Source organism: Pseudomonas sp. TWI923, from assembly GCF_039673365.1.
GTDB classification, from domain to species: Bacteria; Pseudomonadota; Gammaproteobacteria; order Pseudomonadales; family Pseudomonadaceae; genus Aquipseudomonas; species Aquipseudomonas sichuanensis.
This window is the reverse complement of record NZ_JBDJLM010000023.1, coordinates 34711-54326: the sequence shown is the minus strand read 5'-3', so window position 1 is coordinate 54326 and position 19616 is coordinate 34711. Positions and strand designations below refer to the sequence as shown.

At 67.0% G+C, this 19616-nt stretch carries 13 protein-coding genes and 1 pseudogene; 11 read left to right on the top strand and 3 right to left on the bottom strand.

Annotated elements, in window-relative coordinates:
* Positions 1–35: 35 nt before the first annotated feature.
* The 3 genes and pseudogenes from ABE459_RS11970 to wecB all read right to left on the bottom strand — a co-directional run.
* Positions 36–1676: pseudogene (locus ABE459_RS11970) on the bottom strand (glycosyl transferase family protein); the annotation flags it as partial.
* Positions 1677–1692: 16 nt separating this feature from the next.
* The gene (locus ABE459_RS11965) at positions 1693–3873 is read right to left on the bottom strand and encodes a hypothetical protein (RefSeq protein ID WP_323831105.1); all 2181 of its coding nucleotides are present in this window, start codon (positions 3871–3873) and stop codon (positions 1693–1695) included.
* Between the two features lie 299 nt (positions 3874–4172).
* Positions 4173–5309 (bottom strand): UDP-N-acetylglucosamine 2-epimerase (non-hydrolyzing), encoded by a 1137-nt coding sequence (gene wecB, locus ABE459_RS11960; protein ID WP_323831104.1) that lies wholly within the window; start codon positions 5307–5309, stop codon positions 4173–4175.
* 192 nt (positions 5310–5501) lie between these two features.
* Between wecB and ABE459_RS11955 the strand changes: the two genes are divergently transcribed.
* The 11 genes from ABE459_RS11955 to ABE459_RS11905 all read left to right on the top strand — a co-directional run bounded on the left by ABE459_RS11955 (position 5502) and on the right by ABE459_RS11905 (position 19607).
* Entirely contained in the window at positions 5502–6584 is a 1083-nt protein-coding gene (locus ABE459_RS11955) for an AI-2E family transporter (RefSeq protein WP_125464085.1), read from the top strand.
* A 16-nt stretch (positions 6585–6600) separates the two neighbouring features.
* Positions 6601–8217 (top strand): mechanosensitive ion channel domain-containing protein, encoded by a 1617-nt coding sequence (locus ABE459_RS11950; protein ID WP_323831103.1) that lies wholly within the window; start codon positions 6601–6603, stop codon positions 8215–8217.
* Positions 8218–8275: 58 nt separating this feature from the next.
* Positions 8276–10561, top strand: a complete 2286-nt coding sequence (locus tag ABE459_RS11945; protein ID WP_323831102.1) for a tetratricopeptide repeat protein — start codon at positions 8276–8278, stop codon at positions 10559–10561.
* A gap of 75 nt (positions 10562–10636) precedes the next feature.
* Complete coding sequence (locus tag ABE459_RS11940; RefSeq protein WP_323831101.1) at positions 10637–11602, top strand: MoxR family ATPase; 966 nt, start codon at positions 10637–10639, stop codon at positions 11600–11602.
* A 10-nt stretch (positions 11603–11612) separates the two neighbouring features.
* On the top strand, positions 11613–12563 hold the full coding sequence (locus tag ABE459_RS11935) for a DUF58 domain-containing protein (RefSeq protein ID WP_125858623.1): 951 nt from the start codon (positions 11613–11615) through the stop codon (positions 12561–12563).
* Positions 12560–13051 carry a DUF4381 domain-containing protein gene (locus ABE459_RS11930; RefSeq protein ID WP_322360391.1) on the top strand — a complete coding sequence of 164 codons (492 nt, stop codon included), beginning with the start codon at positions 12560–12562 and terminating at the stop codon, positions 13049–13051. The genes ABE459_RS11935 and ABE459_RS11930 overlap by 4 nt, the downstream gene beginning before the upstream one ends.
* Complete coding sequence (locus ABE459_RS11925) at positions 13038–14021, top strand: VWA domain-containing protein (RefSeq protein ID WP_323831100.1); 984 nt, start codon at positions 13038–13040, stop codon at positions 14019–14021. Before ABE459_RS11930 ends, ABE459_RS11925 begins: the two co-directional genes overlap by 14 nt.
* Positions 14022–14023: 2 nt before the next feature.
* Complete coding sequence (locus ABE459_RS11920; RefSeq protein WP_323831099.1) at positions 14024–15622, top strand: VWA domain-containing protein; 1599 nt, start codon at positions 14024–14026, stop codon at positions 15620–15622.
* Positions 15619–16902, top strand: a complete 1284-nt coding sequence (locus tag ABE459_RS11915) for a hypothetical protein (protein WP_346648033.1) — start codon at positions 15619–15621, stop codon at positions 16900–16902. Before ABE459_RS11920 ends, ABE459_RS11915 begins: the two co-directional genes overlap by 4 nt.
* A 42-nt stretch (positions 16903–16944) precedes the next feature.
* On the top strand, positions 16945–17946 hold the full coding sequence (locus ABE459_RS11910; RefSeq protein ID WP_323831097.1) for an HAD family hydrolase: 1002 nt from the start codon (positions 16945–16947) through the stop codon (positions 17944–17946).
* A gap of 104 nt (positions 17947–18050) precedes the next feature.
* Entirely contained in the window at positions 18051–19607 is a 1557-nt protein-coding gene (locus ABE459_RS11905; RefSeq protein WP_323831096.1) for an arylsulfatase, read from the top strand.
* Positions 19608–19616: the final 9 nt, after the last annotated feature.

Here is a 19616-nt window from a genome sequence, read left to right as displayed (position 1 = left end):
TCGGGGAAGGACGCTGCGGGCTCGCCGTTTTCCTGCTGGAACAGGATGGCCTCGTTGAGCGTGTCCGCATCCAGATAGCCGTGTTCGAGCAGGATCTGCCCCAGCGGCTTGTGTTCTTCGGCCTGGGCCTTGAGGGCCTGGGCCAGGATGTCGTCGTCGATGGCGCGCCACGACAGCAGCAGTTCGCCAAGGCGCAGGCGCTGCTGGTGCAACTGGTCGGCCGAGGGGAAGTCGTGCATGGTCTTGTCCCAGACCAGCTTCTTGCCCAGGAACAGGTAGCCCAGGTACAGGCGCCAGGCGCGTGCCGCGGCCATGGCATTGATGAAGTTGCCGATGATCATCCGCGGCCCCGACAGCAGGGCGTGCTCCCAGCCATACAGGCGGCCGACGAAGTACGCGCGCTGCAGGATGCGCAGGCTCAGGGCCAGGGTGTTGGCCCACATCAGGTCGAGCAGCAGGCTGTTGGGCGAGAACACCGACGGAAAGAACACCTTCCAGTGGCCGGTGGCGCTGATCCCCAGGAAGATCAGGTGCTGGAACAGCAACACGTAGGCGAGGATGGCGACGAACGAGGTGATCAAGCCCTTGCGGTCGCGGAACAGCAGGTACTTGGTCGCCAGCGAGCCTTCCCAGCCCACCTGGCTCCAGCCTTGCAGGCCGATGCCCAGGGTCCAGCGGGCCTTTTGCCGGTAGGCGGTGCGGAAGGTGTCGGGGAAGTACTCACGCACGCCCAGGGGCATGTGTACGGCCACCAGCTTTTCCTTGCCGTTGCCGAACCAGGTGGTGCGCTTGGCCACGTAGTCCACCGGGAACTTGCCGAAGATCTGCTTCATGCCGCGCCGCGCCAGGCGTGCGCCGATGTCGTAGTCCTCGGTGAGGGTGTCGGTGTTGAACGGCTGGTTGTTGGTCTCGGCGGACAGCTCCAGCAGCGCCTTGCGCGAGAAGCAGGTGCCGACACCGGCCGACGGCACCATGCGCGACATGCTCTCGCGCACCACCAGGTCCTTGGTGTGCCATTCGGCGAACTCGTCCATGTAGGTGCCGGCCACCAGTTCGTACCAGTCACGCTCCAGGGAGGTGACCGGCAACTGGATGAAGTCGATGCGCGGCAGCAGGTAGTTGAAGTAGTGCAGCTCCAGACGGTGCAGCACGTCTTCGCTGTCGTGCAGGATCATCCCGGCGAAGGGCTCGGGCATGCGCGCGTCCTGGGCGAAGATCGCCTGGATGATCCAGTTCAGGCAGTCGGCCTTGCAGGTCGGGCCGTCATGGGGTACTTCGACCCGGATCAACTGCTTGTAACGCCGGCGCATGCGCTCCACCTCGTCGATGGTGCGCTGGTCGTTGCAGTAGGTGCCGACGAAGATGTAGTAGTTCTTGTAGTCCAGCGAGCCGACCATGTTCTCCAGCATCGGCGCGATCACGTCGTACTCCAGCCACGCCGGGATCATGATCGCCAGCGGCTGCTCGGGCTTGGCGCGCAGTTGCTCCACCGTCAGCGCCTGGTAGCGCTTGCGACGGATCAGCAGCTTGCGGTACGTCTGGCGCACCCAGTACCAGGTATCGATGAACAGGTCATCGAGGCTGGACAGCAGGATCAGCACACCGACGACGGCGGTGACGATCTCCAGCCCCCGGTAATACTCCGCCAGCAGGTACGGCCAATAGAGTGAGAACATGCGTGCTTACCCCGGCCTACTTGCCTTTGTGCTTCAGACGCAGCCGGCGGGCGATTACACCCAGCAGCACCAGCAAGAGGACGATGCCGGACAGGGTGGGCAACGCCCACACCAGTTGCTTGCGCCACTGGTGGAACGGCGTGCCGGCCAGGTTGAGTTCCGGGTCGGTGGTGTCGACCCAGGTCAACGGGCCTTGCTCGCCAATCACCACGGCATTGCCCTGGGTCAGCAGGAACGGCACCTGCGGCACCATGGCCGGGTTGCCCAGGCTGTTCCAGAGCACGCCGTGCTGGCCGCTGGAGTCGACCACCGACAAGGTGCCCAGGCCTTGCGGCCCCTGCAGGTCGAGGGCCAGTTGCTGGTTGCCCTGGGCCTGCAGGCGCTGCAGCTCGGCGACGCCCAGCAGCGGCTTGGCGCCTGGCAGCTGCACGTCCACGGCCAGGAACGGCCGCGACGGCGCGACCTCTGCCTTGCCGTCAGCCAGCACCAGCTCGGCGTTGACCGGCGACAGTGAGGCGGCGCTGGCCAGGCGGATCAGTTTGCCCAGGTTGGCCACCGGCGTTTGCAGGACGGCCTGGTCGACGATCACCTGGGGTTTGCCGGCCAGCAGTGGCAGCAGGCCGATGAAGGTGCCGTCGGGTTCGGCGTCGGCCGAGCTCAGGTAGCTGCTGGGCAGCACGTTGACCGGGTAGGCCTGAGGAATCTCGGCGCAGTTTGGCGAGCTTGGCTGACGCTGGAAGCGCACCTGCACGGTATTGGTGACGCCCAGGGCGTAGCCCGGGATGCGCGCCTTCAACCGCTCGGGGCTGCCATCGGCATCCAGTTGCGCGGCGTTGAGCAGCACGTTGTTCCAGATCACCGAGGCGACCGGCGGGGTAGGCGAGGCGCCCGGCGCGGCGGCGAGGTCGAGGTTGAGCTCCCCCGGCATGCGGCCGTTGGTCGACACGGCGCTGAGCGGGAAGGTGGCAGTCCACTCGCCACGGCTGACCACATCGAAGGTGCCGAAATTGCCGCCCAGGGCGCTCAGGCGCAGATGGCCGTGTTCGTTGCGCAGCGCGTCACCCACTTCCTTGACCTGCGCCTCGCGCGACACCAACACATTGCGCCAGCTCGCGTCGAACACGCCGGCGGCCTTGGCGCCGGCGTCGGCAGCCACGGCCACCAAGGCCTGGCGGCCCAGGCTGAGCAGTTGCAGTTGCTGGCTGGGCAGGGCGCCTGCGGCCAGGCTGGCCTTCTGCTTGCGCCATTGCGCCAGGGCGGCGAGGGCGGCCTGGTCGTCCTGCAGCTGTTGCGCGAGGGCGTCCAGGGCAGTGTTGAGCTGTGCCACCAGCGCGCTGTCGGCGATGGCCAGGTCGGCGCGGATCGCCGGGGCATCGAGCAGCAGCAGGGCACCCAGCTCGGCCGGGCTGGCCAGGGTGTGGCTGGCCTGGCCGGTCAGGGCGGCGAAGGCCGGGACTTTAGCCAGGGCTGCCGGTACCTCGATGCCGGCCAGCGACAGGCTGTCGCCGACTTGCGGCAAGGCACGTACCTGGGCGCGGCGGGCGCTGCGCTCCAGGGCCACGCCCAGGCGCCAGGCGCTGTCGAAGCTGGTGCGCTCGAGCGCACCACCCGCGACCAGAATCACCGGCTCACCCGGCAGGCTGCTCCAGGCTTCAGCCAGGCTGCCCAGGGCCGACATCGAGTAGCGGTAGCTCAGGCGCGTCTGTGGCGACAAGGTCAGCACGTTGGCGGTGGCCCGTGGCGGGGCGCAGAAGTCCTCCGAAACCGGCGAGCTCCAGTCCAGGCTGAAGTTGACGAAGCCACTGGCATGCTTGCCGCTGTCCACTGCCAGGCTGCGGCTGAGGTCGCCTTCGGCGCGGTTGACGCGTTCGGCCACGCGGGGCTGGCCATCGACGGCCAGGCGCAGGGTGGCGGGCTGCTCTTCACCCTTGATGAACTGGCCCTTGAGCTCGATCTGCGCATCGCTGATCGCCACGCCCTTGGGCACCGGCAGGAAGAACGCCTGGCGGTTGTCGGCCTGGTCGAGCACCACTGGGTTGGTAATGCCCAGGTCCTTGAGCGAAACGCTGCGGGACACCCAATCCTGGGCCATGAGCGCTTGCAAGGCATCGCTGGCAGGGGTGGCATGGGCGAGGATCGGGGAGGTAAGGGCAGTGCCCAGAACGGCGAACTGCAAGCGGCGAGTCGTGTTACTCAACGATCTAGTCCTTGAAGGTTCAGTGGCGTTGGCAGCGCACAGCGGGCGTGCAAACGTGTGCGCCGACAGGCGTTTTAAGGCGCAGGTCTTCGCGTGGCTATTCGGGTAATCAGTGACGATTGGGGAAGCGAACGCTGTCAAACGGTCGTTCGAGCGCGATGCCACTTCGTCAAGACATCGGGGTCGTACTCTCTAATATCAAAGTGCCCATGTCAATATTTTGATGCTTTTTTGTAAGAAAATTCGACCGGCGACGTCAGAGCAAATGACGTCGCCGTTTTATTGACGCTTATGCGCCTTCAGCGCACCTGGAAGGGCGTGAACGGGCGCCCCAGCAGGGCATTGACGATGCGCTCGCTGGCGTTGCCGTCGCCATACGGGTTGACGCTGCGCGCCACCTGGGCATAAAGCGCGTGATCATCCAGCATGGCCTGCACCGCCTGGACGATCCGCGCACTGTCGGTGCCCACCAGCTTGACGGTGCCGGCGGCCACGGCTTCCGGGCGCTCGGTGGTGTTGCGCATGACCAGCACCGGCTTGCCCAGGTGCGGGGCTTCTTCCTGCACGCCGCCGGAGTCGGTCAGCACCAGGTGGGCGCGCTGCATGAACCAGACGAACTCCAGGTAGTCCAGCGGGTCGATCAACTGCACGTTGGGGTTGTCGCCCAACACCGTCATGACCACATCGCGCACCTGCGGGTTGAGATGCACTGGGTAGACGATCTGCACATCGTCGCGCTTGGCCAGCTCGCCCAGGGCCTGGCAGATTTGCCGGAAACCGTCGCCGAAGTTCTCCCGGCGGTGGCCGGTGACCAGGATCAGCCGGCGGTTGGCGTCGAGCCACGGATAGCGGCTGGCGAAGCCTTCGCCAATCTCGGGTTCGCGGTCGAGCTTCTGCAGGATCAGGTCCAGCGCGTCGATCACGGTGTTGCCGGTAATGTGGACCTGCCCCTGCAGGTTCTCCTGCAACAGGTTGCTGCGCGAGGTGACGGTGGGGGCGAACAGCCAGCGGGCCATCACGTCCACCACGCGGCGGTTCATTTCCTCGGGGAAGGGCTGGGCCAGGTCGCCGGTGCGCAGGCCGGCCTCGACATGGCCGATGGCAATGCCGCGGTGGAACGCGGCCATGCTGCAGGCGGCGGCGGTGGTGGTGTCGCCGTGTACCAGCACGCAATCAGGCTTGAGTTCGTCGAGCAGGGCGTCGATGCGGGTCATCAGGCGGGCGAACAGGCCATTGAGGGTTTGCCCCGGGACCATCACGTCGAGGTCGTGGTCGACCGGCACGGCAAACAGCTGCAGTACCTGGTCGAGCATCTGCCGGTGCTGGCCGGTGCTGCAGACGATGCTTTCGACACCCTCGGTCCGGGCCAGGACCTTGACCAAAGGCGCCATCTTGATGGCTTCTGGGCGGGTGCCGAACAACGTCAGAACTTTCATCACGCACGACTCCACTGTTAAACGAACGGTTGAATGGCGCGGATGATACCGGATTGATATTGCAGTGCATTGATCTGATGCCAGAAGACGCCATTTATCCTGCGCCCTGTCGCCGTTTGCGACTTGCCGACGCCGTACTAGGCTGCTGATACCCGTGGCTGGCATTGCCTGCCACCGATCAGGAGGTGGCCCATGTTGCCTTTGCCTAACGAACTCAAGCTGTCCCGGGCTTTGCTGGACGTGCTGATACGCGCAGGCCTGGTGGCCGCGCTGGTGGTCACCTGCTTTGCGGTGTTCCGCCCGTTTCTGAGCCTGATGCTCTGGGCGGTGATCCTGGCCATCACCTTCTACCCACTGCATGGGCGTTTGCGCGCCAGGCTTGGCTTGAAAAGCGGGCATGCGGCGAGCCTGATCATCCTGGTCACGCTGCTGATCCTGATGGTGCCGATCTACCTGCTGGGCGACTCCATCGCAGCGTCGGTGTCCGCGGCGATGGAGCTGTTCAAGAGCGGGGCCTGGCATGTGCCGCAGGCCAACCCGGTGGTGGCCACCTGGCCGCTGGTGGGGCCGCCGCTGTACGGCTTCTGGCAACAGGCCGCCACTGATGTCACCAGCCTGATCCAGAGCGTCACCCCGCACCTCAAAGGCATCGGCATGGTGGTGCTGGGCAAGCTGGCCGGAGTCGGCACCGGCTTTTTGCTGTTCATCGGCGCCTTGATCCTGTCGGGCGTGGTCATGGCCTTTGGCGACAACGGTGAGCGCAGCGCGGTGCAAATCGCCACGCGCATCTCCGGCGCCGAACGCGGCCCGCTGATTGCCGAGCTGTGCACCGCGACCATCCGCGCGGTGGCCCAGGGCGTGGTCGGCATCGCCTTCATCCAGATGCTGCTGGTGGGGCTTGGTTTCGTGTTCATGGGTATCCCCGGCGCCGGCCTGCTGGCCATTCTGGTGTTGCTGCTGGGGATCATGCAGCTACCGGTATTGCTGATCACGCTGCCGGTGGTGGCCTTTGTGTTCTTCACCGAAGGCGCCAGTGTCGGCGCCGTGGTGTTCGCCGTGTACAGCGTGTTGGCCGGCATGGTCGACAACGTGCTCAAGCCCCTGTTGCTGGGGCGCGGGGTGAATGTACCGATGCCGGTGGTGCTGATCGGTGCGTTGGGGGGCATGGTCGCCGAAGGCATCATCGGCTTGTTCATCGGCCCGGTGATCCTGGCCATCGGCTACATGCTGTTCTGGCAGTGGGTGGAGCAGGGGCCGGCCGTTGGCAACGCGTGATCGAGCGAGGGAGCCCATGGCTAAGCGAATCGTCGCAGGGTGCTGCCTGCTCGCGCTGCTGCTCATCAGCCTGGCCAGCCAGGCCAACGAGCAGGCCAGCGTGCCGGCGGCCGAGCCCGCCGAACTCAAGGTCGCCAACCGCAGCATCATGGTGTTCCATGCCACTGTGCTTGGTGAGGCGCCTGCCGCTCGGGCCCGGCGTGCCGAGGCGGTGATCAATGAACGGCTGGATGAAGGCGTGGACAGTAGGGTCAGCCTGGACACCGTCCAGGACAGCTTCCTGGTGCTGCTGGGCGACCGCCGCGCCTTCATCGTCTCGCCCAGGGACCTGGTCGGCACCGACCTCGACACCCGGCAGGGCGCCGAGGCCGCCGCGCAACGCCTGCGCCAGGTGGTCGACGAGGCGCAGCAGGCCCGCAGCCCGCGTTTTCTGCTGACCGCCGCCGGGCTTAGCGCCGCCGCCACGCTGGTGTACATCCTGCTGGTCAAGCTCTGCGTATGGCTGCACCACAAGGCCTTGTCCTGGCTGCCCAAGCGCGTGCGCAAACACGCCAGTGCCTTGCGCATCGGCCACACGCAACTGGTCGATTCCAGCAACCTTTACCCGCTGTTGCGGCGCCTGCTGGCCCTGGTGCGCTGGACCCTGGTGCTGTTGCTGACCTACGAATGGCTGAGCTTCGTCCTGCAGCGCTTCCCCTACACCCGGCCCTGGGGCGAAAGCCTGAACCTGTACCTGCTGGGGCTGCTGCGGCATGTGCTGACCGGCATCATCGACGCCATCCCGGGGTTGCTGATCGCCTTGCTGATCTTCTTCATCGCCCGTGGCATCAGCGCCTTCAGCAAGCGCCTGCTCGAGCGCCTGGCGCGGCCGGGCTCGATCAGCTGGCTGACCCAGGAAACCCTGCAACCCACCACCCGCCTGACCTCGCTGGCGATCTGGCTGTTCGCCCTGGCCATGGCCTACCCGTACCTGCCGGGCGCCGACACCGAAGCGTTCAAAGGCTTGTCGGTGCTGATAGGCCTGATGATCTCGCTGGGCGCCACCAGTGTGGTCGGCCAGGCCGCCGCCGGGCTGATCCTCACGTATACCCGTACCCTGCGGCCCGGCGAGTACGTGCGCATCGGCGAGCACGAGGGCACGGTGACCGAGCTGGGCATGTTCACCACCACCATCCGCACCGGGCTGGGCGAGGTGCTGACGCTGCCCAATTCGATGATTACCGGGGCGGTGACCAAGAACTACTCGCGGGTGGTGCAGGGCCAGGGCTATGTGGTCGACACCACGGTCACCATCGGCTACGACACGCCGTGGCGCCAGGTCGAGGCGATGCTGCTGGAGGCCGCGCGGCGCACCGATGGGGTGCTCGACTCACCCCGCCCACAGGTGTTCCAGACCGCCTTGTCGGACTTCTACCCCGAGTACCGCCTGGTGGCCCAGGCCGTGCCCAGCGAGCCACGGCCGCGGGCCGAGCTGCTGACCCTGTTGCACGCCAATATCCAGGATGTGTTCAACGAGTTCGGCGTGCAGATCATGTCGCCGCACTACCTGGGGGACCCCGCGCAGGACAAAGTGGTGCCCAAGGAGCAGTGGTACAGCGCGCCGGCGGCCAGGCCCAACGAGGCGAACGAGTGACGCAAGCGGTTTGCCGACGCCCGCAAAGGGTGACTGGACCTGATCATGGAGCTGGGCGATGGGATGGCTGGCAGAAGGACTGAGAAGGGGCGTGCTGATACTTGCACTGCTTGCCACAGGCAGCGCCGCAGGTGACCCGTTGCCGACAGCGGCCAAGGACCGCGAAGGCTACGCCAAGCCTGAGAGTTGCCAGGGCTGCCATGCCGAACAGGCCGGGCAGTGGCAGCATTCGGACCATGCCTGGGCGCTGCGCGAGGCCAAGGCGGGCAATGTACTGGGCAACTTCGACGATGCGCGCTTCGACCAGGATGGCGTCAAGGCGCGGTTCTACCGCAAGGGCGATGCCTATTACGTCAACATCGAGGGCGAGGACGGCAAGCCTGCGGACCTGCGCATCCTCTATACCTTTGGCCACCAGCCATTGCAGCAGTATCTGGTGGCGCTGTCCCGTGGGCGCTTGCAGGCCCTGACCATCGCCTGGGACAGCCGGCCCCAGGCCCAGGGCGGGCAACGCTGGTTCTCCCTGTACCCCGGCCAGCGCTTCACCCCCGACGACCCGCTGCACTGGACCGGCCGCTACCAGAACTGGAACGCCATGTGCGCCGACTGCCATTCCACCCGGCTGCTCAAGCACTACGACGACCAGCAGGACAGCTTCGCCAGCACCTGGCAGGAACCAACCGTGGGCTGCCAGGGCTGCCATGGCCCCGGCCAGGCGCATGTCGACTGGGCCAGTGCCACGCCCGCCGGCAATCAGCCGGGCAAAGGGCTGGTGGTCGATTACAAGGCGCTCGGCAGCAAGGGCCAGGTCGAGCAGTGCGCGTTTTGCCACAGCCGTCGGCAAACCCTGGGCAACGGCCAGACGCCCGGCCATCCGCAGCTTGACCAGAGCCTGCCCGCGACCCTGCGCAGCGGCCTTTATCATGCAGACGGGCAGATCGACGGCGAGGTCTACGAGTTCGGCTCGTTCAGCCAGAGCCGGATGTACGCCGCCGGGGTCGGCTGTACCGATTGCCACAACCCGCACACCACCAAGGTGCGCATCGAAGGCAACGGCCTGTGCCTGCAGTGCCACAACACCCAGCCCAACACCGCGCGCTTCGCCGGTTTGCAGGCCAAGGACTACGACAGCCCGGCGCACCACCATCACGCCGCAGGCTCGCCTGGCGCGCAGTGCGTGAGCTGCCATATGCCGAGCAAGACCTACATGGTGGTCGACCCGCGCCGCGACCACAGCCTGCGCATCCCACGCCCGGACCTCGCCGCCCAGACCGGCAGCCCGGACGCCTGCACGGCCTGCCACACGGACCGCGCGCCGGCCTGGGCCGCCAGCGCCATCGACCAGTGGTACGGCACGCCGCAACGACCGGCCCATTACGGGCAGGCGCTGCAAGGCGTGCGCGAAGACCCGGGCACAGCCATGAGCCGCCTGGGCTACCTGCTGGCCGACAAGGCCAACCCGGCCATCGTCCGCGCCACCGCCGCCGACCAGCTGGCGGACCTCGGGCCGGGCGCCGTCAGCAACCTGCGCTGGGCCCTGCAGGACGCCGACCCGCTGATCCGCGCCTATGCCGTGGCAGGCTTCAGCAGCCTGCCCGCCGAGCAGCGACTCAAGCCTTTGCTGCCGTTACTGGCCGATCCGCGCCTGGCGGTGCGCGATGAAACCGTGCGGGCCATGGCCGATATCGCGCTGGCGCAGCTGCCCGAGGCCCGGCAGGCCAGTTTCAAGGCCCTGCTCAGCGACTATGAGCAGCGCCTGCGCGGCAATGCCGACCTGCCGGGCGGGCGCTTGAACCTGGCGGTGCTGCTATCGCGCCAGGGGCGTGACGAGGAGGCGATGGCGCATTACCGGCAGGCCCTGCGCATGGACCCGTATTTTGTCCCGGCGCGGGTCAACCTGGTGACCCTGGCCAGCGCCGCCAATCGCCCCGCAGAAGCCGAAGCGCTGCTGCGCGAGGGGGCGGCATTGGACAAGATGCCGCCGAGCGACCGTGGCAACCTGGCGTACATGCTGGCCCTGCTGCTGGTCGAGCACGGCCGCAACGAGGAGGGCCTGGAATGGATGGACCACGCCGCCACGGCGCTGCCGGGTAATGCGCGGATCCGCTACAACCAGGGCCTGCTGCTGTCGCGCCTGAACCGCCGTGATGAAGCCTTGCAGGCACTGCGCAGCGGCCTTGCGCAGTCGCCGGACGACGCCGACCTGCTGTACTCGTTGATCTACCTGCATGCCCTGGCCGGCGAGCGCGAAGCCGCCTTCGGCTACGTACAGCGTATGCGCGCGGCGGCGCCGGACGATCCGCGCCTGCAGGCTATCGAGCCTTACTGGCGGCAAACGCAGTAGATGTTTCGGGATCTTGCGTCAATGGGCACGGCAACTACAGTTGCTTGACCGCAAACGAGGACAGGGAGCGGGCAGGTGGACACTCATGAGCAGGTCAAAGCACTGCAAGCGTCGGTCGCCGAGCAGGTACTCGGCCAGGCCGACACCATTCACCAGGTGATCCTGGCGCTGCTCGCCAACGGCCATGTGCTGCTGGAAAGCCTGCCGGGGTTGGCCAAGACCCGCACGGTCAAGGCCCTGGCCAGCCACCTGGACGCGCAGATGCGGCGCATCCAGTTCACCCCCGACCTGCTGCCCTCGGACATCACCGGCGGCGAGATCCTGCAGCAGACCGCCGAGGGCAACCGCATCAGCTTCCAGCCCGGGCCGCTGTTCGGCAACGTGATCCTCGCCGACGAGATCAACCGTGCGCCGGCCAAGGTACAGGCGGCGTTGCTCGAAGCCATGGAAGAGCGGCAGATCACCGTGGCCGGCCAGTGCTACCCGATGCCCGGCCTGTTCATGGTGCTGGCGACCCAGAATCCCATCGAGCAGGAGGGCACTTACCCCTTGCCCGAGGCGCAGATGGACCGCTTCCTGATGAAGCTGCAACTTGATTACCCCGCGCCCGCCGACGAGGCCCAGGTGTTGCGGCTGGTGCGCGCCGAGGACCAGGCCAATCTGGGCGAACCGCTGCGCCTGGCCCAGGAGGTGATTTTCGCGGCGCGCCGCGAAGTGGCCAAGGTGCACGTGGCACCGGCGATCGACAACTACCTGGTCGCCCTGGTCAACGCCACGCGCCACCCGGCAGAACACGATGCCGAACTGGGGCGCTGGATCAGCATCGGCGCCAGCCCCCGTGGCGGCATCAGCCTGGACCGGGTGGCGCGGGCACATGCCTGGCTCAACGGGCAGGACTTCGTCTCGCCGGACGATGTGCGCGCCGCCGTGCACCCGGTGTTGCGCCATCGCCTGCAACTGTCCTATGACGCCATCACCGATGGGGTAGGGGCCGACCAGGTGCTCGACCGGCTGTTGGACAAGGTCGCCATACCGGCCTGAGGGTGCCGCCATGCCCACCGCCCGCCGCACGCCTGATGGCTTCGTTTACGCCTCGCTGGCCGAGCTGATGGCCCTGGAGCCGCGTGCCCGGGGCCTGAGTTTCGTGGCCCGGCAGCCGCTGTCGAGCATCTTGTCGGGCAACCACGCCTCACGCCTGCGCGGGCGCGGGTTGAGCTTCGACGAGCTGCGCCACTACGTGCCCGGCGACGACCTGCGCCACCTCGACTGGCGCGCCTCGCTGCGCTACGGCAAACCTTTCGTGCGGACCTTCAGCGAGGAGCGCGATCGGCCGACCTTGTTGCTGGTGGACCAGCGCATGAGCATGTTCTTCGGCTCGCAGCGCTACTTCAAGTCGGTGACCGCCGCCCAGCTGGCGGCCGTGTGTGCGTGGATGGCGCTGCAGGCCGGCGACCGCGTAGGTGCCATGGTGCTGGGCGAGGCCGGTGTCGAACACCTGCGCCCGCTGCGCAGCCGCGCCCGGGTGCAGGCCTTGTGCGCGGCGGTGGTACGGGCCAATCACCGGTTGTCGGCGCACGGCGAGGCGCTGGCGGATGACGGGCGCCTGGACGCGTTGCTGCGTACTTGCATCGGCGCCGCCGGGCACGATCATCTGGTGTGCGTGATCAGCGACTTTGCCGGGGTCGGCGAACAGACCCTGGCGCTGCTGCGCCAGTTACGCCAGCACAACGATGTGATCGCGCTGCAGGTGTATGACCCCATCGCCCTGCAACTGCCGGACAAGGGCCGGCTCACCGTGACCCAGGGCGCCATGCAGGTGGCTATGGACATAGGCCGCAACCAGGTTCGCCGGCCACTGGGCGATTACCTGGCCGGGCGCCTGCGCGAGGTCGCGGAACTGCTACGCCGCAGCCAGGTGCCGTTGCTGATGATCAGCACCGGCGATGACAGCCTGGAGCAACTGCGCAAGGAGCTCGGGCGGCTGGCGGAGCGGGCGCGATGAGCGGGCCTGCGGTCGACCAGCTACAAGAGCTGGCGCCGGGCGCGCCGCCGTTCAGCTACCTACCGCAGACCTGGGGCTGGGGGCTGTTGCTGGGGCTGCTGCTGGCCGGCCTGCTGACCTGGGCGGTGCTGCGCTGCTGGCGCTGGCGACGTGATCGCTACCGGCGCGAGGCATTGCTGCGCCTGGACCAGTTGGCGGCGGCTGCGGCAGAGCAACGACTGATGGCCTTGCGCGAACTGCCCGAGCTGCTCAAACGGGTGGCCCTGTCGATGCCCGGGGCACCTGCCGTTGGCACGCTCGGCGGCCAGGCCTGGCAGCAATTTTTGGCCACTCACGCCCGGCAACCGCTGCCGGCGACCTTCGCGGCGCAACTGCAACTGCTGGCCTACGCCCCGGATGCACAGCTTGCCGCGCTGGACGACGCCAGCGTGCAACGCCTGTTTGATGTCACCCGGCAGTGGATCGAGGCGCACCATGTGGCGCTTTGACTACCCCTGGGTATTCCTGCTGTTGCCGCTGGCATGGCTGGCCTACCGCTGGCTCAGGCCCTACCACGAAGCCCGCAGCGCGCTGCGCGTGCCGTTCTTCAGCGCCCTGCGCCAGGCCCTCGGCCAAGGCCCCGGCAGCAGCACCGTCAACGCCGGTGGCTGGCAACTGCTGCTCAATGGGCTGGCCTGGGTGTTGCTGCTGGTCGCCTGTGCGCGCCCGGTGCTGGTCGAGCAGCCGATCCGCCATGTGCAACCCAGCCGCGACCTGATGCTGGCCATCGATATCTCCCAATCCATGCAGGCCAAGGACTACAGCAGCGCCGACGGCCAGCGCAGTGACCGTTTGACCGCTGTGAAGGCCGTGGTCCGCGACTTCATCGCCCAGCGCGAGGGCGACCGCATCGGCCTGATCCTGTTCGGCAGCGGCGCCTACCCCCAGGCGCCGCTGACCCTTGACCATGGCAGCCTGCAGTTGTTGCTGGACGAGGCCGGGGTCGGCATGGCCGGGCCCAACACCGCCCTGGGCGACGCCATCGGCCTGACCATCAAGTTGTTGGCTCCTGCCAAGGAGCAGGAAAAGGTGCTGATCCTGCTTACCGACGGCAACGACACCGGCAGCGCCATCACCCCCGAGCATGCCGCGCGGCTGGCCCGCGAGCACGGCATCGTGGTGCACGCGATCGGTATCGGCGACCCGGCTGCCACCGGCGAGGACAAGGTCGACCTGCACACCTTGCAGGTGATCGCACAGACCACCGGCGGGCGGTTCTTCCGCGCCGATGACCGCGCGGCGCTGCAGCAGGTGTATGCCACGCTCGACCAGATCACCCCGCATGACGTCACCACCCTTAGCCACCAACCTCGGCGCGACCTGTTCGTCTGGCCCCTGGGCACAGCCCTGGCCGTGCTGCTGCTCGGCCAGGGCCTGGCGCTACTGGGCGCCCGAGCCGCTGCGGCCAAGGAGCCCTGAGCATGGACATCGACCTCGGCGCCTTGCACTTCTTGCGCCCCTGGTGGCTGTTGCTGGTGCTGCCAGGCCTCGGCCTGCCGCTGCTGTGGCGGCGCCGGCGCGACCTCAAGCGGCAACTGCGCGGCATCATCGCCCCGCACCTGGTCGAGCACTTGCTGATCCGCCCGCGCGACGACCGGCGCCTGCGTCCGGTGCACCTGCTGGCGGCGTTGCTGGTAGTCGGCGCGCTGGCGGCGGCCGGGCCCACCTGGCAGCAGGACATCCCGGCGTTTCTCGACAATCGCGCGCCGCTGATCCTGGCCGTGGACCTGTCGACCTCGATGGACGCCGACGATGTGCCCCCCAGCCGCCTGGGCGCCGCGCGCCACACCTTGCATGATCTGGTGCAACGCCGGGCCGGGGCCCGGACCGCGCTGATCGCCTATGCCGGCAGCGCCCACCTGGTACTGCCGGCCACCGACGACCCGGCCTTGCTCGACAGCTTCATCCAGGCCCTGGCCAGCGACCTGATCGCTAAGCCCGGCAAGGACGTGCTGGGTGTGGTGAACATCGCCCTAAGGCTGCTCGACGCCGAACATAGCCCCGGCACCCTGGTGCTGCTGACCGATGGCGCCGACCCCGCACAGTACGAGGCACTCGGCCAGCGCCTGAGCGACAGCGACCTGCAGGTGCTGGTGCTGGCAGTGGGCAGCCAGGACAGCGGGGTGCTGCACGATGCCAATGGCCTGCCGCGCCTCGATGCCGGGGGCAATGCCGTGCAGGGTCGTTTCGACAAGCAGGGCCTGCAAGGCCTGGCCAAGGCCGCCGATGCGCCGCTGGGCAGCCTGACTTTGAACGACGACGACCTGGACTGGATCGAACTACACGCCCGCCAGCATTACCAGGCCGCGACGGGCGACAGTGCCACGCTGCACTGGAAGGATGCCGGCTACTGGCTGTGCTGGCCGTTGCTGTTGCTGGCCCTGGGCGGCCTGCGCAAAGGCTGGCGGGTGAACTGGCTGGCCGGCCTTGCCGTGCTGTGTGTGTTGGGCGCCGCACCCGGGCAGGTGTGGGCGGGCGAACTGGCCGACGCCTTTTTCAGCGCCGACCAGCAGGGCCGCTGGGCCTATGAACAGGGGCACTATGCCCAAGCCGCCGAGCATTTCCATGACCCTTACTGGAAAGGTGTGGCGGCCTATGAAGCGTCGGACTACAAGGCTGCGTTGGCCAGCCTGGCGCCGCTGGACAGCGCGCCGGCGTATTTCTACCAGGGCAACAGCCATGTGCGGCTGTTCCAGTTTGCCCAGGCAGTTGCCGCCTACCAGCAGGCGCTGCGCTTGCAACCGGCATTCCCCGAAGCGGCCGCCAACCTGGCGCTGGCCCAGGCCCTGCTCAAGGACTACCAGGACCAACAACAGAAGAGCACCGGCGCAAAGCCCGACAAGGTGATCGAAGACCAGACTCCGCTCCAGGGCGGCAAGGCGCAACAACAGCACACCGCCAAGGCCACCTCCGACCAGCTGTGGCTGGACAACCTGGCCACCTCGCCGGGGCAGTTCCTCAAGCGCAAGTTCCAGATCCAGCAGGCCGCGCGCCGGCCGGGCGAGGAGGGCACGCCATGAAGCTCCTGCTGACCCTGTGGCTACTGTGTCTGCCAGCGCTGGCGGCCGACCCCGAGGTGCGCGTGGCGCAGCGCCTGGTGCCGGAGGGCGCGATCATGGTCGGCGGCACGGTCAGCCTGGAGATCGACCTGCTGGTCGATACCTGGTTCACCGATGCACCGGTACTGCCGTCGCTCGACCTGCCTGGCGCCGTGGTCAGCCCGCCCACTGGCGAGGCCCAGCACCTGAACCAGGACATCGACGGCAAGCGCTTCTTCGGCCTGCGCTACAGCTATCGCATCACCCCACAGGCGGCCCGGCACTTCGACATTCCGGCCCTGGCGTTCCAGGTGCAGCCCGGGCCAGCCAGCGGGCCGGTCACGGTCAGCAGCCAGCCACTGGCGTTCGAGGCCAAGGGCGGCAGTGGCAACCCCGACAGCGCGCAGCCGGTGGCGGCGCAATTGACCTTCACCCAGCAGGTGGAGCGCTCGCATACGCCACTGCGGGCGGGTGACAGTGTGACCCGGCGCTTGCGTATCGTTGCCCCAGGGGCACAGGCAATGCTGTTGCACGCCCCCGTGCTGGCCGAGGTCGCCGGGCTCAAGCGCTACGTGCAGACGCCCGGGGTCAGACCGTTGAGCGATGGCCGCGGCGGGACCTTGGGTGGCGAGCGCGAGGATACGGTGACCTATGTGATCGGTACCGCCGGGCGCTACCAATTGCCCGAGATCACCTATCAGTGGCGCGATGCGACGAGCGGCGAGGTACACCAGACGAAGGTGCCGGCTGTAGAGTTGGAGGCTAGCGCAGGTGCGTATCAGGCGCCGTTCTCCATCAACGACGACCTGCGGGCCATGGGGCATCAGGCCCGGCTTCGGCTCGGCGGGCACTGGCTGCTGGTGGTGGCCGTGGTGCTTGGCGCAGGCGCTCTGGGCTGGGGCCTGCGCGCCCGCTGGCAGGCGCTGTGGCAGCGCTTGCGGCGTTGGCAAGCCCGACGCCAGCAGGCCTGGCTCGACTCACCGGGCTATGCCTGGCGCCAGGCCCGTGCACAATGCGCGGCGCAGCCGCCGAAGCTGGATGCGCTGTACCTGTGGGTGCGCCGCAGCAGTGGCCAGCCCGGATTGCTGTGTGGTCGGGCGCAAATTCCCGACGCGATAAAGAATCGTTTGCTAGCCTCTTTCAGGTCCCGTTTCGGGGTGTCGGCGGCGCCTGAACAAGCGCCGATTGCCTTGCCGCGCACACCACCTGCGCAGCATCCGAGCGAACCACAGCGCAGCGGTCTGAAGCCTCTGAACCGCTGAACCGGACTCACCGCGTCATCCGCCCATGGCAAGGAGCCCCACATGCAGCCGCGCCCAGCCGCCCATGCCCTGCGCAGCGTGCTTTGCCTGTTGCTGTTGCTGCCATGCCTGGTGCTGGCGGCAGAGCCTTTGCCGTCCTGGCGCGACGGCCCCTCACGCCAGGCCATCGTGGCGTTCGTCGAGGCCGTCACCGATCAAGGCAGCAAGGATTATGTGGCGCCCGCCGAGCGGATTGCCGTGTTCGACAACGACGGCACCCTTTGGAGCGAGCAACCGCTGTACTTCGAAGTGCTGTTTTCCATGGACGAAGTACGGCGCCTGGCACCCGAGCATCCGCAATGGAAAACCCAGCAGCCGTTCAAGGCGGTGCTGGACAACGACCACAAGGCGCTGGCGGAGCAGGGCATGGACGGGTTGCTGAAGATCGTCGCAGCCACCCACTCAGGCATCAGCACCGAGCAGTTCCTGGCCCGTAGCCGCAGCTGGCTGGCCAGTGCCAGACACCCCAAGACCGGCAGGCCTTATACCGAGATGGTGTTCCAGCCGATGCTGGAACTGCTCGGTTACCTGCGTGACAAGGGTTTTCGCACCTACATCGTCTCGGGCGGCGAGGTGGCGTTTATGCGCGCCTTCGCAGAAGAGGTCTACGGCATTCCCCTCGAACAGGTGATAGGCACCACCCTGGCCGCCGAGTACCAGGACAAGGACGGCCAGCTCAGTATCCAGCGCCTGCCCAAGTTGCTGCATAACGACGATGGCCCGGGCAAGCCGGTGAGCATCGAGGCGGTGATCGGCCGGCGGCCGGTACTGGCCTTCGGCAACTCTGACGGCGACCTGCAGATGCTGCAATGGACCCTGGCCGGGCCGGGCCGGCGTTTTGCCGGGCTGGTGCACCATACCGACGCCAATCGCGAATGGGCGTATGACCGGCAAAGCAGTGTAGGGCGCCTGGACAAGGCGCTGGATATCGCCAACCGACAGGGTTGGACCGTGGTGGACATGGCCCGCGACTGGCGCCGTGTCTATCCCTTCGACAAGGAGTGAATGCCACACCGGAACCGCAGGGCACTGGGTCCCAGCCAGCAGTCGGAATCCTTCGTGCACGCAGTCGCGGACTTGCGACAGCAACGTGAACGGAGAACAACGTCATGAAGTCCAGTACAACCTGGTGGTCCGCCGTCGCCCTGGCGACCACGGCCACCTTGGCCGGGGCGGCCCAAAAGCCGAACATCCTGGTGATCTTCGGCGATGACATCGGCCAGACCAACATCAGTGCCTATTCCAAGGGCGTGGTCGGCTACCAGACGCCCAACATCGACCGCATCGCCAAGGAGGGCATGCTGTTCACCGACTACTACGCCGAGAACAGTTGCACCGCCGGGCGCTCGACCTTCATCACCGGGCAGGTGGCCAAGCGCACCGGCCTGTCCAAGGTGGGCATGCCGGGGGTGCCGGTGGGCCTGCAGGCGCGCGATGTGACCATCGCCCAGGCGCTCAAGGCACAAGGCTACGCCACCGGCCAGTTCGGCAAGAACCACCTGGGCGACCGCGACGAGTACCTGCCCACCAACCATGGTTTCGACGAGTTCTTCGGCAACCTGTACCACCTCAACGCCGAAGAGGAACCGGAACGGCCCTACTGGCCCAAGGACGACCCGGAGTTCCTCAAGGCCACCACCCCGCGCGGGGTGATCAAGTCCAGTGCCGACGGCAAGATCGAGGATACCGGCGCGCTGACCCGCAAACGCATGGAGACCATTGACGACGAGACCACCCAGGCCGCGATCAATTTCATCGAGAAGCAAGCCAAGGCCGACAAGCCGTTCTTCGTGTGGATGAACACCACGCGCATGCATGCCTTTACCCATGTCCGCGAATCCATGCGCAACCAGAGTGGCATGATCGGCAACGAATACGCCGACGGCATGCTTGAGCACGACGGCGACGTCGGCAAGCTGCTCAAGGCCCTGGACGACCTGAAGATCGCCGACAACACCATTGTCGTCTACACCACCGACAACGGCCCGAACCAGTGGTCGTGGCCGGATGCGGCGACCACGCCGTTCCGTAACGAGAAGAACTCCAACTGGGAGGGCGCCTACCGTGTGCCGGCCATGGTGCGCTGGCCTGGCAAGATCAAGGCCGACTCGGTGAGCACCCAGATGTTCTCCGGGCTCGACTGGTTCCCGACCTTGCTGGCGGTTGCCGGTGACGTCGATATCAAGGACCGCCTGCTCAAGGGCGCCGACGTGGGCGGCAAGAACTTCAAGGTGCACCTGGACGGTTACAACCAGCTCGATTACCTGACTGGCAAGACCGACAAGAGCGCGCGCACCGAGTTCTACTATTTCAACGACGACGCGCAACTGGTGGCCATGCGCTTCAACGACTGGAAGGTTGTCTACTGCGAGCAGCGCGCGCCGGGTGGTTTCCCGGTGTGGAGCGAGCCGTTCACCTGTTTGCGGGCGCCCAAGCTGTTCAACCTGCGGATGGACCCCTACGAGCGGGCCGATATCGTGTCTGACCAGTATTACGACTGGCTGACGAAGAACGACTACCTGTTCTTCCAGGGCACGCAGAAAGCCGCGCGGTTCCTGCAGACCTTCGTCGACTACCCGCCCAGCCAGCGCCCGGCGAGCTTCAGCATCGACCAGATCCAGGACGATGTGAACAAGAAGATCGAAGAGAAGATGAAAGGCAAATGACCCTGTGAA

Coding starts and splice junctions, on each gene's coding strand:
- wecB (WP_323831104.1), bottom strand. CDS start 5,309: ATGAAAGTTCTGACGTTGTTCGGCACCCGCCCAGAAGCCATCAAGATG.
- ABE459_RS11955 (WP_125464085.1), top strand. CDS start 5,502: ATGTTGCCTTTGCCTAACGAACTCAAGCTGTCCCGGGCTTTGCTGGAC.
- ABE459_RS11950 (WP_323831103.1), top strand. CDS start 6,601: ATGGCTAAGCGAATCGTCGCAGGGTGCTGCCTGCTCGCGCTGCTGCTC.
- ABE459_RS11945 (WP_323831102.1), top strand. CDS start 8,276: ATGGGATGGCTGGCAGAAGGACTGAGAAGGGGCGTGCTGATACTTGCA.
- ABE459_RS11935 (WP_125858623.1), top strand. CDS start 11,613: ATGCCCACCGCCCGCCGCACGCCTGATGGCTTCGTTTACGCCTCGCTG.
- ABE459_RS11930 (WP_322360391.1), top strand. CDS start 12,560: ATGAGCGGGCCTGCGGTCGACCAGCTACAAGAGCTGGCGCCGGGCGCG.
- ABE459_RS11925 (WP_323831100.1), top strand. CDS start 13,038: ATGTGGCGCTTTGACTACCCCTGGGTATTCCTGCTGTTGCCGCTGGCA.
- ABE459_RS11920 (WP_323831099.1), top strand. CDS start 14,024: ATGGACATCGACCTCGGCGCCTTGCACTTCTTGCGCCCCTGGTGGCTG.
- ABE459_RS11915 (WP_346648033.1), top strand. CDS start 15,619: ATGAAGCTCCTGCTGACCCTGTGGCTACTGTGTCTGCCAGCGCTGGCG.
- ABE459_RS11910 (WP_323831097.1), top strand. CDS start 16,945: ATGCAGCCGCGCCCAGCCGCCCATGCCCTGCGCAGCGTGCTTTGCCTG.
- ABE459_RS11905 (WP_323831096.1), top strand. CDS start 18,051: ATGAAGTCCAGTACAACCTGGTGGTCCGCCGTCGCCCTGGCGACCACG.